This is a genomic window from Streptomyces sp. NPDC048297 (assembly GCF_043201585.1).
Taxonomy (GTDB): domain Bacteria; phylum Actinomycetota; class Actinomycetes; order Streptomycetales; family Streptomycetaceae; genus Streptomyces.
The window spans coordinates 85,900-99,422 of the sequence record NZ_JBICZA010000035.1 but is presented as its reverse complement, the minus strand read 5'-3'; the positions used below and the strand labels follow the sequence as shown (position 1 = coordinate 99,422).

The following is a 13,523-nucleotide window of genomic DNA, read 5'->3' as shown; positions in this document are numbered from 1 at the left end:
CCTGTGGGAGAGTAGGACGCCGCCGAACAATTTTTGGGGAAACCCCCGCATCTATGGATGCGGGGGTTTTCTGCGTTCAGGGCTCGTTTAGGGTCAGGGACCTTTAGGGTCAGGGTCTTTCGGGTTCGGGGCTCTATTTCGGATGAGCGACGTGGTGGGCAGGTACTACCGTGGCCCGCATGAACGCCTCGACCAGCGATGACTATGTGATCCGTGCGATACGCGCCGACGAGTGGATGGCCGCGAAGCGGTTGCGGCTCGACGCGCTGCGGGACCCGGTGGCGCACATCGCCTTCATGACGACGTACGAGGAGGCCGAGGCCATGCCGGACTCCTTCTTCCAGGAGCGTGCCCTGGCGTCCGGTGAAGGGGCCCCAGGGGCACGGCAGTTCATCGCCGAGGCGCCGGACGGGACCTGGGTCGGCTCCGCCACGGTGCTTCTTGAGAAGCCCGGCGCGGAGGACTGGGCGGGGTATCCGGTCGACCGGTTGCAGGGGCAGGTGGTCGGTGTGTTCGTGCGGCCGGAACACCGTGGACGTGGGCTGACCGAGGCGCTGCTCGGCGCCGGCGCGGCCTGGGCGTGGGAGCAGGAGGCCGAGCGGGTGCGGCTGTTCGTGCACGAGAACAACACCAGGGCGCAGGCGGCGTACCGCAAGGCCGGGTTCGTGCCCAGCGGGGTGGCCGTGAAGTTCGCCAAGTTCGAGGCGGAGATGGATCTGGAGTTCGTCCTGGAGCGCCGTTCCTAGACCGGAAGTTCCTGGTGTGGCCAGCGGGATCTGGCCTGTTCGCGGGAGCGGAGCAGGGCCAGGGTCGGCAGGCCCTGGCCGGTTCCTGCCGTCAGCAGGTCGGGGAGCTGGGGGATGGGGGCGACGGCCGCCACATCGTCCAGGATCAGGGTCAGTGGTGGGTCGAGCCGACCGGAGGATGACCGTTCGGCCATGCGCCGGCCGCGCTCGACCACGCTGGAGACGAGGGCCGTGAGCAGGGGCATCGCCCCTGGGCTGGTCCTGGGGTCCTCGATGGATTCGCCGACCACATAAAGCGTGCCCCCTTCCTGGACGAAGGAATCCAGGGAGAGCGCATCGTTTCGGTTGGGGGTGCAGGCCTCGCGGATGTTGACCGTGGACAGGGCCGACAGGGCCCGGCCGGTCAACTCCTGGGCGATGTCGCGGCGTTCGGGGTGTGCGGTGAGCGCGGCCTCGAGTTCGCCCGCGGCGCCGGGGGCGGCCTGGGGGTGGGTGCGCAGGGTGCGTACCGCGTCCTGGATCTGGTTGCCCTGGGACCAGCGGTGGACGTGGCGGACGGTGCGGCTGTCCAGGGCGGCGGCGTGGAGGTAGCTCCGCAGGAGCGTTATCGCCGTGTCGGCGACCGCTTGGTCGATCCTGGCCGTGGGCTGGACGGGGAAGAGGAGGGCGGTGGCCCGCTGGAGGGCCGTCTGCTTGTCCTCGCAGCCGGCGGTGGGGGACCAGTGGAGGCGGGCGGGGGTGTCGCAGAGGTGGGTGGGGTCGTAGAGGAGGGTGGGGCCCAGTTTGGCCCGAGCGTCCTTGGTCTCCGCCCAGAGAGCGGGGTTCGAGGTGAGGACGAGGGTGGGGCCGGGGGCGTCCTGGATGGCCTGGGTCGCGGTGTGCTGGCGGACTGAGGGTGCGGCGTAGTGCACCGCGTGGTGCACCGCGCCTGCGGCGGGGCTGGTTTCCCACCCGCCCGCCTGTTTGTCGTCGGCCGGAAGGTGCTCCAACGCCTCCTGCGGTGCCGTCTCCTCGATCGCCTCCGGCGTCTGCGGCCCCCTGCGAGGCGCGGGGACCTCGTGGCTCGGTGCTGGTGCTGGTGCTGGTGCTGGTGCTGGTGCCGGTGACGGGCTCGGTGCGGGAGCTGTCCGTACCTGTTCCCTGTGCCGCGCCCGGCCCGCCCGCCACCGTGTCACCACGCCGATGGTGAACACGGTGAGCACGAACAGGATCATCAGCTGGCCGATGAACAGGCCCCAGAACAGGCCCCAGCCGGAGAGCTGGTGGGCGGGGGTGTCGGGCCAGGCGCCGGCCAGGTCGTGGGGTTGGCCGATGAGGTGGCGCATGGCCGGTGGGGTGCGGGTGAAGGTGAGGGCGTCGGGCCAGGCGCCCTTGGCGAACCAGGCGGCCAGGCCCGTGGCCGTCCAGACCAGCACGGTCATGCCGATGAGGAAGGCGAGTAGGCCGATCAGCAGGCCGTCGGGGATGCCACCTTGGCTCTGCCGGCCGCTCTGCCGACCGCTCTCCCGGACGCTGTCACGGCGGTCGTCCCAGCGGCCGTCCCGGTCGTCCCGGTCGTCCCGTCTCACTCCGGCTTCCCCCCTACGCCACCGTCGACTCGGAGTCGCCCAGGTGCTGCTCGACGAAGGCCGCCGCCCGTTGCTCGGCCTCCAGCTCGGCCGCGCGCAGGGCGTCGTCGGCCGTCAGGTCGCTGGAGGACTCGGTCATCGCGCGGTCGGTGAAGACCAGCGGGCGTTCGGTCTCGGTGATCAGGTGTTTGACCACCTGGACGTTGCCGTTGACATCCCAGACGGCGATGCCGGGGGTGAGGGTGGGGATGATCTCGACGGCCCAGCGCGGCAGCCCGAGAACCCGGCCGGTGGCACGGGCCTCGTCCGCTTTCTGGGCGTAGATCGTCCTGGTCGACGCCATCTTCAGGATCGCGGCAGCCTCTTTCGCGGCTGCCCCGTCCACGACGTCGGACAGGTGGTGGACGACCGCCACGAAGGACAGGCCGAGCCGGCGGCCGAACTTCAGCAGCCGCTGGAACAGCTGGGCCACGAACGGGCTGTTGATGATGTGCCAGGCCTCTTCCACGAGGAAGATGCGCTTCTTGCGGTCGGGCCGGATCCAGGTGTGCTCCAGCCACACACCGACGATCGCCATGAGGATGGGCATGGCGATGGAGTTGCGGTCGATGTGGGAGAGGTCGAACACGATCAGCGGGGCGTCGAGGTCGATGCCGACCGTGGTCGGGCCGTCGAACATGCCGCGCAGGTCACCGTCGACCAGGCGGTCGATGACCAGGGCGACGTCGAGTCCCCACGCCCGTACGTCGTCTATGGCGACGTTCATCGCCTCGGCCGACTCCGGTTCGGGGTGCCGTAGTTGCTCGACGATGTCGCTCAGGACCGGCTGGCGGTCCACGATCGTCTCGTTGACGTAGGAGTGGGCGACCTTGAGGGCGAAGCCGGAGCGTTCGTCCAGGCCGTGGCCCATCGCGACCTCGATGATCGTGCGGAGCAGCGCGAGCTGGCCCGTGGTGGTGATCGAGGGGTCGAGCGGGTTGAGGCGGATGCCGTGGTTCAGGGCGGCCGTCGGGTCCAGCCGGATCGGAGTTATTCCCAACTCCTCCGCGATCAGGTTCCATTCGCCGACGCCGTCCTCGCCCTGGGCGTCCAGGACGACGACCTGGCGGTCCTTGAAGCGCAGTTGGCGCAGGACGTACGTCTTCTCCAGTGCCGACTTGCCGTTGCCGGACTCGCCGAGGACGAGCCAGTGCGGGGCCGGGAGTTGCTGGCCGTACAGCTGGAAGGGGTCGTAGATGTAGCCCTTCCCGGAGTACACCTCGCGGCCGATGATGACGCCGGAGTCGCCGAGTCCGGGCGCGGCGGTGGGCAGGTAGACCGCCTGGGCCTGGCCCGTGGAGGTGCGTACCGGAAGCCGGGTCGTCTCGACCTTCCCGAACAGGAAGGACGTGAAGGCGTCGGTGAGGACGGACAGCGGATCCCGCATCGGCGAATCAGCCCCTACCTTCGGATGCCGGTGGCGAAGGGAAGTGTGTTCACGAAGGCCCGGTGGTGCTCGCGGTCGCACCACTCCAGCTTCAGGTACGACTTGCCCGCGGAGGCTCTTATCGTGCGCTTGTCGCGGTTCAGGGCCTCCGGGGTGCGGGCGGAGACGGTGATGTAGCCGACCAGGTTGACGCCGGCGGCGCCGCTGGCGAGGTCCTCGCCGCGCTGGTCGAGGCGGGTGTGGGCGGCCACGTCCCGGGGGTCGACCGTGCGGTTCATCTTGGCGGCGCGGGAGGCCTCGGCCTCGTCGTTGGTCTTCTCGGTGAGCATGCGCTCGATGGCGATCTCGGTGGGTTCGAGGTCCATCGTCACGGCGACCGTGCGGATGACGTCCGGGGTGTGGACGAGCAGCGGGGCGAGGAAGTTGACGCCGACGGGGGTCATCGGCCACTCCTTCACCCAGGCCGTGGCGTGGCACCAGGGGGCGCGGGTGGCCGACTCGCGGGTCTTGGCCTGGAGGTAGTCGGGCTCCATGGCGTTCAGCTCGGCCGGCCAGGCGTTGCGCTTGGTCATCGCCTGGATGTGGTCGATCGGGTGGTCGGGGTCGTACATGGAGTGGACGAGGGAGGCGAGCCTGCCCTGCCCGAGGGGCTGGCGGAGCCGGATGTCGGCCTCCTGGAGGCGCGAGCAGATGTCCGTCAGTTCGCGGGCCATGACGACGGCGAGTCCCGCGTCCCGGTCGAGCCGGCGCCCGGCCTGGGGCCGTGCGGCACGGGCCATCGCCTGGGCCTCGGCGGCCAGTTCGCGGGTGTAGTGCATGCAGGCGACGAGGTAGGCGCGGTGCTGCTCGCTGCTGGTGGACACCATCGACTGGAGCTGGTCGTAGGACTGCTGCAGCCACGAGGGCGAGCGTTCGTCGCCGCGCTGGACGACGTCCTTGGCGTGGGCGTCGGGGTCGGCGGGCAGCGTGCGGGCGAGCATCTGGAGCCGGGTGACGAACCCGTCGCCGTTGGCGACGTGCTTGAGGAGCGTGCCGAACCGGTCGACCAGGGCCTCCTGGTCCTCGGAGTCGCGCAGGCCGACGCCCGGTCCCTCGATCTCGATCGCCGCCGTGACGGTCCTGCGGTCGGCGTGCAGCAGTACGGCGATCTCGTCCGGCCCGAAGGGCGCGGCGAGCCAGCTGATCCGGCCGATGCCCGGCGGCGGTCCGATCTCGACCTCGCGTCCGTCCAGCCGGGTGCCGGCCTCCATGGCGGAGGAACGGTAGACGGCGGCGCGCTTGACGGTGCGCTTGTAGGAGCGGTTGATCTCGAACCACTTGTAGAAGGTGCGGCGCTTGTACGGCACGTACACGGCGGCGAGCGCGAGCATCGGGAAGCCGGTCAGCAGCACGATCCGCAGGGGCAGGACCGGGACGAGGAGGCCGCACATCATGCCGAGGAACGCGCCGACGACGATCAGCGCGATCTCGCCGGACTCGCGGTTCCGGCCGATGATCGCGTTCGGCCGGGCGCGGCCGATGAGATACGTACGGCGGGGCGTGACCGGATGGGACAGGTGGGACTCGGTCGTCAACGCCCTTCACCTCCCGTGCGGTTGCTGTTGCGGGCGTTGCTTGCGTGCGGGGTGTTGACCGGGCTGGGGGAGCGCGGCGCCGGGGTGACGGAGGGGGCCGCCGCGCCGCCGCCCTGGGGGGTGCGGCTGCTGTGGGCGGCGACGCCGCCGGAGGCCGGGTTGGCGGGGCGCGGGGCGCTGCCGCCCTGGGCTCCCGCGGCGCCCGCGCCGTTGTTGTCGGCGCGGGCGCTGTGTGTCTTGATGCCCTGGGCGACCATCGTGGCCGGGGAGCTGATGACCGCGGCGGCCTTGGCCTCGGCGCCCTGCATGATGCGGTTGTTGCGGGAGCCGGCGATCTCGTCGCCGAAGCCGGGGACGAAGCGGTAGATCGCGCCGCTGGCGAAGATGGCGAGCAGGATGATGGAGAGGCCGGAGACGACGGCGGAGAAGGCGTCCGGGCCGTTGTCGCCGGAGAGGGCGCCGGCCAGGCCCAGCACGATGACGATCACCGGTTTCACCAGGATCACTGCGATCATGATTCCGGCCCAGCGGCGGACGTGACCCCACAGGTTCTTGTCCACCAGGCCCGCGTAGACGACGGTGCCGAGGAGGGCGCCGACGTAGAGCAGGGCGGCGCGGATGACCAGCTCCAGCCAGAGGATGCCGGCGGCGAGGATGCTGACCAGCGAGACGACGATCAGCATGATGGGGCCGCCGCCGATGTCGTTGCCCTTGCCGAGCGCGCCCGAGAACGTGCCGAAGAACGTGTCCGCCTGGTCGCCGGTCGCCTTCGCGAGGACGTCGGTCACGCCGTCGGTGGCCGATACGACGGTGTAGAGGATCAGTGGTGTGAAGGCGGAGGCGAGCACGGTGAGCCAGAGGAAGCCGACGGCTTCCGAGATGGCGGTCGTCAGCGGCACGCCGCGCACCGCGCGCTTGGCGACGGCGAGGAGCCACAGCAGGAGGGTCAGGATCGACGAGGCGGCGAACACGACGGCGTACTGCTGCAGGAACTTCTCGTTCGTGAAGTCGACGGTCGCCGTCTCCTTCACCGCGTCACTGAGCTTCCCGATCGTCCAGGAGGCGGCGTCGGCGCAGCCCTTGGCGAGGGAGGAGAGGGGGTCGAGGGTGTCGGTGAGGGGGTTGCTGGGCGTACCGGAGAGACCGTTCTTGGAGCCGCCGCTGTTGTCTTTTTCGCAGAACTGTTTGGCGGGGCCGCGGATGAGGTCACAAGGGTCGTTGCTCTTTGTAGGGGTCGGGGAAGGTGCGGCGAAGGCGTGAGTGGCCAGCAGCATCGTGACCGTCTGCACGGCGCCGAGAGCTGCTGTGACCTTGAGGACGCGGTGGTTAGCGCGCATACGTGAACCCTCCGTACTCCTCGACGGCCTTGGTCATGTCCTCCGAGGTGGAAGCCGTCTGGTCACGGCCTACGGGGACGGGCCCGTCCTTCTGCTGGAAGTCGGTGATCTTCCAGTCGTTGTCGACCCACTTCAGTTCGAACGTCGTGGTGTACCAGCTCTCGGTCACCGGGTTCTTCGACGCATCACCAGAGAGGCCGAACAGCGAGGTGTACCAGACCTCCACGGTGGTGGCGTCCGTCCCTGGCGAGGTGACTTTGGTGCCGACGGGAATGGTCCGGGAAACGAAGGTCTGGCCGCTCGGCGCGCTGCCGTTCTTGGTCAGACCGATGTTGGAGAGGAACGACTCGCTGGAGTAGGCGTGGTCCATGTCCGCCTGCTTGGCAGCAGCGACGTCCCTGGCATAGACCGCGTTGACGATCTGGTGCCGCCACGTGGTGTTGAACATCTCGGCCGACCCCAACGCCACCGCATAGTTCGCGGCAGCGCTCTGCGCGCCCTCCTCCGTGTGCGCGAACCCCGAAGGAATCGCCCCGTTCTTCGTCTCCACGGGACGTGTCCCGCTGGCCGCCGTCGAGGAGCTTTTCGGTTGGTGGCCCTTGTCGGCGGAGCCGTTCGTGGAGGAGTCTCCTCTGTTCGCGAAGGCGATTGCCGCGATGAGGAGGACGACGACGCCGACGACGGTGATGAGGCTTCGGGAGGAGGAGCGGCCGGTGCGGCGGGGTGCGCCGCCGTAGGGGTCGCCGCCGGGCAGGTGGGTCCGGGTCTGTCCGGTTTCGGTGTAGCCCTGCTCGTCTGCGGGATTCATGCCGCGTGCGCCCCCTCCACCTCGTAGACGTACGACGGTAGCCGTGCTGGTTCCCGCGCGGGCGCGGTGTGGTGACTCGACATCAGGGAAACGCAACCTCAGCCGGTGGGCACGACGGGTGGGTGGGGTGGAGGGGACGGGGGCAGGGCGTGCCCGGACAGGAGGCGAGGGCTAGACCGCCATGCCGTACACGATCGTGAACAGTGTGCCGAGGGATCCGATGATGAAGACCCCGGTGAGGCCGGCGATGATGAGGCCCTTGCCCTGCTCCGCGCTGAAGGTGTCGCGCAGTGCGGTCGCGCCGATGCGCTGTTTGGCCGCGCCCCAGACCGCGATGCCGAGACAGAGCAGGATGGCGACGGCCATCACCACCTCGATCATCACCTTGGCTTCGTTGCCCAGGCTGCCGAAGGGGCCCCAGTCCGGAGCGATCCCGCCGATGATGGTGTTGATGTCTCCCTTGTCGGCCGCAAAGAGCATGTAAGTCACCGCCCCTGGTGGGTAGTTCCGCATGGCCCCTGCGGTGTGCAGAGGTCAGCCCTCATTCTCGCCGACAACGTCGCCGTCGTATGTCGACTTGACGTCATTGACTGGCGGGTTTCGTACGAATCCGTGGCACGGTCACTCTGTGTATCACGGCAGGTCACGCCGGGCAACGAGGCCGGTGCGAAACCTGTCACGTGGTTCCGTCGTTGACCTCTCTTACGGCCTGGTACGGGTTCTGACGGCCGGTCGGGTGAGGCGTCGAGACGATGTTCTCACGGGGCTCTCACGGGCAGGAAAAACGGGCCGCGGCCGGCTGCCGTGGCCCGTCTTCCTTTCCGCGCCGCCTCGCGGGGACCCCACGTCCCCCTGCGGTGGCGGCTCCCCGTGACCCGACGGGGTGGTGTGGTGGTTGCCCTGTGGTGGGCGCCCTGTGGTGGTTGCCCTGTGATGGTTGCCCCCGCCCCCATGGTGCTCGTCGAATACGCGACGACCAGGGGGCTTTCGGAGTTCTGACTCCCGCGTTACCGAAGGGGGTTGCGGGATTGCCGCGCGATGGCGAGGCGATGGCGCCGCGCTGGGCGGAGCTTGACCGAAAAACACCGGGTTCGGACAGGCGGCCCCGGCAACGCGCCCCGGCGAGGTGCTCCCGACAGCACGCCCCGGCAACGCGTCCCGACAAGGCGCTGGGCCTCAGCGCGGTTTGAGGCCATGCAGGATCAGGTGGACGTGTTCGTCGAGGCCGGCCAGTGCCTCCCGCGCGTCCAGCGCGCAGCTGGTGATGAGGGCGGCGAGTCCGTGCAGGCTCGCGATGGCGACCATGGCGATGCGCTCGGGGTCGCCCTGGATGATCTCGCCCCGTTCCTGTGCCTCGGCGAACATCCGGGTGAGGCCGGTGAGGGACTGGTCGACGGCGGCGGTGAGCTGGGCGGAGCTGTCGGAGCTGTCGGAGCTGGCGGAGTTGTCGGAGTTGTCGGGGGAGTGCTTGCGCGCGAACATCAGCTCCAGCAGTTCCGGGTTCTCGACGGCGAAACCGAGGTAGGCGCGCGCGAGTGCGGTCATGCGTTCTTCGAAGGCCGGGTCCGCGAGGGCGGCGGCTGCGGCCAGGCCCTGGTTGAGGCGCTCGTAGCCGTCCAGGGCGAGGGCGTCCAGCAGTGCCTGCTTGTCCTTGAAGTGCCGGCCCGGGGCCGCGTGGCTCACGCCGATGTCCCGGGCCAGCTCGCGCAGCGACAGCGCGCCGGCCCCCTTCGTGCGCAGGGTGTGCTCGGCGCTCTTGAGGAGGGCGGCGCGCAGGTCTCCGTGGTGGTAGGGGCGGCTCGTGGGGATGCGCGGCATGGGTCCCATCGTAACGGGATGTTGTCGTTGACAGCATTGTTGTCGATGCCTACATTGAGGTCATGGCTGATACGAGCGGTGCGCGCCGTGCGCGCAAGTGGAACGCGACCGACCTTCCCGATCTGACCGGCCGTACGGCCGTGGTCACCGGCGCCAACAGCGGCCTCGGCCTCGTCACCGCCGGGGCGCTGGCGCGGGCCGGGGCGCATGTGGTGTTCGCCGTGCGGGACGTCGGGCGCGGCGATGCGGCGGCGGCACGGGCGGGCGGCAGCACGGAGGTGCGCCGCCTGGACCTGGCGGACCTGGACTCGGTGCGGGAGTTCGCCGCCTCCTGGGACCGCCCGCTGGACCTGCTGGTCAACAACGCGGGCGTGATGATGCTGCCCGAGCAGCGCACCGCGCAGGGCTTCGAGATGCAGTTCGGCACGAACCACCTCGGGCACTTCGCCCTCACCAACCTTCTGCTGCCGTACGTCACGGACCGGGTGGTGACGGTGTCCTCCGGTCTTCACCGCGGGGGTGACGGGGCGATCCACTTCGACGACGTGAACCTGCGCGGCCGTTACTCCCCGACCCGCGCCTACGCCCAGTCCAAGCTGGCCAACCTCCTGTTCACGCTGGAACTCCAGCGGCGCCTGACCGAGGCCGGCTCGCCCGTGCGCGCCCTCGCGGCCCACCCCGGCTACGCGGCCACCAACCTGCAGAGCCACCACGCGAACCCCCTCGCGCGGGCGTTCATGTCCGTCGGCAACAAGCTCCTCGCCCAGGAGGACAAGGCCGGCGCCCTTCCCACCCTCTACGCCGCCACCCAGGACCTCCCCGGCGCGGCCTACGTCGGCCCGGACGGTCTCGGCGAGATGCGCGGCGCCCCGACCCTGGTCGGCCGCAGCGCGGCGGCGAGCGACCCGGAGGCGGCCCGGCGCCTGTGGACGCTGTCGGAGGAGATGACCGGGGTGGAGTGGGGACTCGCGGCGGGGAACCGATCTGTGAATAACCCCTGACCTCCGCGCTCCCGCCGGATACGGTGACCCCTCGACGGACGGTGAAGGCGGACGGTGAGAGGGGGCGGGGATGAGCGGCGGCACCGACTTCGCGCAGCAACCCGGCCCTCCTGCCCACCCATACGCCGATACCCGGCCGTCCGTCGATGCTCTGCCGTACACCGATACCCGGCCGTACGCCGACGCCCTGCCGGGCATGCCCGCCCAGCCGGGCTCGTACGCCGACCGTCTCCGCGTCGCTCCCACGAAGGCGCCGGTGAGCTTCCGTCTCACCGGCCGTACGGCGCTGGTGACCTGCTCGGTGCGCGGGATCGGGCTGGAGATGGCGCGGGGGCTGGCCGGGGCCGGGGCGCGGGTCGTGCTCAACGGCCGTGATCAGGCGGCCCTCGACGCGGTGGCGGCGCGCCTGCGGGGCGAGGGGTACGACGTCCTCGCCGCCGCCTTCGACGTCACCGACCGGGAGGCCGCCGAGGCGGCGGTGAAGGCGCTCGGCACCGTCGACGTCCTGGTGAACAACGTGGGCGACGACGACCTGACCGGTGAGGGCGGGGCGACCCCGGACGAGCTGTCCGGGATGCTCGGCGTCCAATTGGCCGCGGCGTACGCCCTGAGCCAGAGCGTGGCCCGGGGGCTGGCCGCCCGGGGCACGCCGGGCCGGATCATCAACGTCTCCTCGGTCGTCGGCCGGCTGGGCCGCACCGGGGGCGGCGCCTACGCGACCGCGAGGGCGGGCCTTGACGGTCTGACCCGGGCCCTGGCCGCCGACCTCGGCCCGAGCGGTACGACGGTCAACTCGGTGGCGCCGGGCACCTTCGCGCCGTACACCGAAGCCGAAACCAGAGCCGAAGCAGAAGCCGCAGCCGGAACCAAAGCCGGAACCAAAGCCGGAACCAAAGCCGGAACCGAGGCCGAAACCGCCGCCGCCGCCGGAGGCGACGCCGTCGCGGACCCCGAGCGCGCGCACTGGCTCCGCACCCGTACCGCGCTGGGCCGCTGGGGCCGGCCGGGTGAGGTCGCCGGGGTCGTCGTGTTCCTGGCGAGCGGGGCGGCGTCGTTCATCACGGGGCAGACGATCGCGGTGGACGGCGGGATGACCACGACGTTCTGAGCGGTGGTGCGTCCGGACGGGCCGCGTGGAGAGGCGGCGGCACGGGCCGCACAGTAGCGTGGACCCGCTCCCGGCCGTACGGGCGAAGCCGGGGGACGACGGAGCGGTTCACAGGAAAAAATCAGTGAAGTCGGGACGGGTTTCTCACCTTTGTGCGACAGAGTGAGGACTGATGAAGCGCATCTCACGCATCTCGGTCACCTCGCGTCCCGCGTTGCTCTGCGCGGTGATCATGCTCGCCGTCACGTCGGCGTCCGTGGCCTCCGCCGATGACGGCCCCGGGCCCTTCGGTGTCACCGCCCCGGCCGCCAGGACCGCGCGGAGCGTGCGGGTCGGCGCGCTGTTCGGCGTGGACCGGGCGGGCCGGATGGCCGGCGGACACTTCTGCACCGCCTCGGTCGTGCACAGTCCGGGCCGCGACCTCGTCGTCACCGCCGCGCACTGTGTCGACGGCGTCGACGGCGATCTGGTGTTCGCACCGGGCTACCGGGACGGCAGGGCGCCGTACGGGGAGTGGAAGGTCGGGCAGCGGTTCCTGCCCGACGGGTGGGCGCGGGACCAGGACGAGGACAGCGACATCGCGTTCGCCGTCGTCGCCGCGCGGGGCGGCCGGCGGATCGAGGACGTCGTCGGGGCGCATCGCTTCGTCCCCGGGGTGGCCACCGGTGCCACCGCCGTCACCGTCATCGGCTACCCCGACAGCCGCGAGACCCCCATCAGCTGCACCAACAAGCCGTCCCTGCACAGCGCCACCCAACAGCGCATCGACTGCCCGGAGTTCACCAGCGGGACCAGCGGCAGCCCCTGGATCAACGGCGACGGCCAGGTGGTCGGCGTCCTCGGCGGCCACGAGCAGGGCGGCTCGACCGACGACGTGTCCTACAGCGTCGTGTTGGGGCGGGAAGCGGCCGAACTGTACCGGGTTGCGACGGCCGGTTCCTGACGCCGTGTGAGCCCGCCGGGGGGCTGGAGACGAGGATCACGGCGTCGGCACCGATGACATGCCGCCACTTCGTACCGAGATGGCATTGAACCGGGCCCGCATGGGGGAAAGTTGACCCGTGCGGAAAGTATGGGTGGCGGGTGGGGCGGCGGTCGGGCTCGGGATGGGGTTCGTCCTGCTGCTCGTCGTCGGCGTGTACGTCGTCGCCGGGAACCTCGTCAACGGCGTGACCTCGGGCGCCCGGGGCCTCGCCAAGGGGGCGGTGCCCGCGGTCTACAAGCCGTTGGTGCAGCAGTGGGGGAATCTGTGTCCGGCGCTGACCCCGGCGCTGCTCGCGGCCCAGCTGTACCAGGAAAGTGGCTGGAATCCGACCGTCGTCAGCCCGGCGGACGCGCGCGGTATCGCGCAGTTCATCCCCGGTACCTGGGCCACGCACGGCATCGACGGCAACGGTGACGGCAAGCGGGACATCTGGGATCCGCAGGACGCGATCCCGTCGGCGGCGTCGTACGACTGCGAACTGGCCAAGTACGTCAAGGACGTTCCCGGGAACGTCAGCGACAACATGCTCGCCGCCTACAACGCGGGCGCCTACCGGGTGATAAAGGCGGGCGGGGTTCCGGCCATCAGCGAGACGCAGAACTACGTGAAGCGGATCCGCTCCCTGGAGCAGAGCTTCGCCGCGCCGGTCAGCCGGCTCGACCCCACCCGACAGGCCGCCGGTGCCATCGAGTTCGCGCAGAAGAAGCTCGGCACTCCCTATCTGTGGGGCGGCAACGGCACCGCCGACCAGGGTGGGCGCTTCGACTGCTCGGGGCTGACCAAGGCGGCGTACGAGAGCGTGGGGATCCAGCTGCCCCGGGTGGCCAACGACCAGTACAACGCCGGCCCGCACCCCTCCCGTGACCAGCTGCTCCCCGGCGATCTCGTGTTCTTCTCCCACGACCTGACCGACTCCCGGGCCATCCACCACGTCGGGATCTACGTGGGCGGCGGCTACATGATCGACGCGCCGCGCACGGGTGCCGTGATCCGGTTCGACCCCGTGGACACCGGCGAGTACTTCGGGGCCACCCGGGTCACCGCGGATGGCGCGAAAGCGCTCCCCACCAAGGTGTGAACCGAGCGTGAACCTACCCCCTGAGCTGCGATGATTCGTCTCTCTTCGATAACGTCTGAGTGATCATTCAGTGG

At 70.3% G+C, this 13,523-nt stretch carries 12 protein-coding genes; 5 read left to right on the top strand and 7 right to left on the bottom strand.

Annotated elements, in window-relative coordinates; all coding sequences use genetic code 11:
- Nucleotides 1-179: 179 nt before the first annotated feature.
- Nucleotides 180-746: a GNAT family N-acetyltransferase gene (locus tag ACGFYV_RS30900; protein WP_393881806.1), complete on the top strand. Its 567-nt coding sequence runs from the start codon at nucleotides 180-182 to the stop codon at nucleotides 744-746.
- Here the strand turns inward: ACGFYV_RS30900 and ACGFYV_RS30895 are convergent.
- From ACGFYV_RS30895 to ACGFYV_RS30865, 7 genes are all read right to left on the bottom strand, one after another.
- Nucleotides 743-2,212: a type IV secretory system conjugative DNA transfer family protein gene (locus ACGFYV_RS30895; protein WP_393881812.1), complete on the bottom strand. Its 1,470-nt coding sequence runs from the start codon at nucleotides 2,210-2,212 to the stop codon at nucleotides 743-745. The two genes, ACGFYV_RS30900 and ACGFYV_RS30895, sit on opposite strands and share 4 nt — an antisense overlap.
- Nucleotides 2,213-2,327: 115 nt before the next feature.
- A complete protein-coding gene (locus tag ACGFYV_RS30890; protein WP_393881805.1) occupies nucleotides 2,328-3,740 on the bottom strand; it encodes an ATP-binding protein in 1,413 nt (470 codons plus the stop codon).
- A 14-nt stretch (nucleotides 3,741-3,754) separates the two neighbouring features.
- A complete protein-coding gene (locus ACGFYV_RS30885; protein ID WP_393881804.1) occupies nucleotides 3,755-5,314 on the bottom strand; it encodes an SCO6880 family protein in 1,560 nt (519 codons plus the stop codon).
- Nucleotides 5,311-6,651 (bottom strand): hypothetical protein, encoded by a 1,341-nt coding sequence (locus tag ACGFYV_RS30880; RefSeq protein WP_393881803.1) that lies wholly within the window; start codon nucleotides 6,649-6,651, stop codon nucleotides 5,311-5,313. The genes ACGFYV_RS30885 and ACGFYV_RS30880 overlap by 4 nt, the downstream gene beginning before the upstream one ends.
- On the bottom strand, nucleotides 6,641-7,459 hold the full coding sequence (locus ACGFYV_RS30875; RefSeq protein ID WP_393881802.1) for a hypothetical protein: 819 nt from the start codon (nucleotides 7,457-7,459) through the stop codon (nucleotides 6,641-6,643). Before ACGFYV_RS30875 ends, ACGFYV_RS30880 begins: the two co-directional genes overlap by 11 nt.
- A gap of 171 nt (nucleotides 7,460-7,630) precedes the next feature.
- Nucleotides 7,631-7,939: a hypothetical protein gene (locus tag ACGFYV_RS30870; protein ID WP_014673544.1), complete on the bottom strand. Its 309-nt coding sequence runs from the start codon at nucleotides 7,937-7,939 to the stop codon at nucleotides 7,631-7,633.
- Between the two features lie 696 nt (nucleotides 7,940-8,635).
- Nucleotides 8,636-9,277 (bottom strand): TetR/AcrR family transcriptional regulator, encoded by a 642-nt coding sequence (locus tag ACGFYV_RS30865; protein ID WP_393881801.1) that lies wholly within the window; start codon nucleotides 9,275-9,277, stop codon nucleotides 8,636-8,638.
- A 62-nt stretch (nucleotides 9,278-9,339) separates the two neighbouring features.
- Between ACGFYV_RS30865 and ACGFYV_RS30860 the strand changes: the two genes are divergently transcribed.
- From ACGFYV_RS30860 to ACGFYV_RS30845, 4 genes are all read left to right on the top strand, one after another.
- On the top strand, nucleotides 9,340-10,278 hold the full coding sequence (locus ACGFYV_RS30860; RefSeq protein WP_393881800.1) for an oxidoreductase: 939 nt from the start codon (nucleotides 9,340-9,342) through the stop codon (nucleotides 10,276-10,278).
- A gap of 70 nt (nucleotides 10,279-10,348) precedes the next feature.
- Nucleotides 10,349-11,386, top strand: a complete 1,038-nt coding sequence (locus ACGFYV_RS30855; RefSeq protein ID WP_393881799.1) for an SDR family oxidoreductase — start codon at nucleotides 10,349-10,351, stop codon at nucleotides 11,384-11,386.
- A gap of 172 nt (nucleotides 11,387-11,558) precedes the next feature.
- Nucleotides 11,559-12,329, top strand: coding sequence for a trypsin-like peptidase domain-containing protein (locus ACGFYV_RS30850; protein ID WP_393881798.1), 771 nt, complete (start codon nucleotides 11,559-11,561; stop codon nucleotides 12,327-12,329).
- Nucleotides 12,330-12,492: 163 nt separating this feature from the next.
- Nucleotides 12,493-13,449, top strand: a complete 957-nt coding sequence (locus ACGFYV_RS30845; RefSeq protein WP_393881811.1) for an NlpC/P60 family protein — start codon at nucleotides 12,493-12,495, stop codon at nucleotides 13,447-13,449.
- Nucleotides 13,450-13,523 lie beyond the last annotated feature (74 nt).

Bases quoted from the DNA above. Each gene is read 5' to 3' on its own strand.
- ACGFYV_RS30875 (WP_393881802.1), bottom strand. From the start codon at position 7,459: ATGAATCCCGCAGACGAGCAGGGCTACACCGAAACCGGACAGACCCGG.
- ACGFYV_RS30870 (WP_014673544.1), bottom strand. From the start codon at position 7,939: ATGCTCTTTGCGGCCGACAAGGGAGACATCAACACCATCATCGGCGGG.
- ACGFYV_RS30900 (WP_393881806.1), top strand. From the start codon at position 180: ATGAACGCCTCGACCAGCGATGACTATGTGATCCGTGCGATACGCGCC.
- ACGFYV_RS30855 (WP_393881799.1), top strand. From the start codon at position 10,349: ATGAGCGGCGGCACCGACTTCGCGCAGCAACCCGGCCCTCCTGCCCAC.
- ACGFYV_RS30845 (WP_393881811.1), top strand. From the start codon at position 12,493: ATGGGGTTCGTCCTGCTGCTCGTCGTCGGCGTGTACGTCGTCGCCGGG.
- ACGFYV_RS30890 (WP_393881805.1), bottom strand. From the start codon at position 3,740: ATGCGGGATCCGCTGTCCGTCCTCACCGACGCCTTCACGTCCTTCCTG.
- ACGFYV_RS30860 (WP_393881800.1), top strand. From the start codon at position 9,340: ATGGCTGATACGAGCGGTGCGCGCCGTGCGCGCAAGTGGAACGCGACC.
- ACGFYV_RS30865 (WP_393881801.1), bottom strand. From the start codon at position 9,277: ATGCCGCGCATCCCCACGAGCCGCCCCTACCACCACGGAGACCTGCGC.
- ACGFYV_RS30880 (WP_393881803.1), bottom strand. From the start codon at position 6,651: ATGCGCGCTAACCACCGCGTCCTCAAGGTCACAGCAGCTCTCGGCGCC.
- ACGFYV_RS30850 (WP_393881798.1), top strand. From the start codon at position 11,559: ATGAAGCGCATCTCACGCATCTCGGTCACCTCGCGTCCCGCGTTGCTC.